The 616-nt window shown below is 58.9% G+C and carries 1 protein-coding gene; it reads left to right on the forward strand.

Annotated elements, in window-relative coordinates:
* Positions 1 to 97 precede the first annotated feature (97 nt).
* Entirely contained in the window at positions 98 to 448 is a 351-nt protein-coding gene (locus HPC46_RS34640) for a metallopeptidase family protein (protein WP_179476471.1), read from the forward strand.
* The last annotated feature ends 168 nt before the right edge of the window (positions 449 to 616 follow it).

A 616-nucleotide genomic window follows, 5' to 3' on the forward strand; every position in this document is an offset into this window, starting at 1 on the left:
AAGTCGCAGCATATTCGAATCCAGTCCGTGTCCTCCCAATTCCTCGAACCGCTGCGTGTTCCTCTGGGACGGCCGACGTTCCGCTCCCCCCGGCTTAGTGCCCGTCCGGATGAACCCGCAGCGGTTCGAGGAATTGGTCGGCGACGCACTGGATTTGATTCCGCCCGGACTTGCCAAGGCGATCGACAATGTCGTGATCCTGGTCGAGGATCAACACCCGGAGGACCCCGAACTGCTGGGCCTGTACGAGGGCGTGGCGCTCACCGAGCGCGATTCAAGCTACGCCGGATCACTTCCCGACACCGTGACGATCTATCGGGAACCACTGCTGGACATGTGCGATAGCGAAGCCGACGTGGTCGAGGAAGTCGCGATCACCGTAATCCACGAGATTGCACATCATTTCGGGATCGATGACGATCGTCTTCACGAATTAGGTTGGGGATGAGCTACTTTCAGCGCGCTGGATCGCCGTTCCAGGTGAAGCTGTGGTTGCGTCCAGCAGAGTGGTGTACGAGTCGGACCTGATCAGCGGTACCGGCGTGTCGTAGCCGGATGAATGAAGGTCATCGCGTGATTCTTCGAGAGACCCGCGAAAGTCACTCGAGCAAAGGAA

The sequence above is a fragment of the Mycolicibacterium vinylchloridicum genome, assembly GCF_013404075.1.
GTDB classification, from domain to species: Bacteria; Actinomycetota; Actinomycetes; order Mycobacteriales; family Mycobacteriaceae; genus Mycobacterium; species Mycobacterium vinylchloridicum.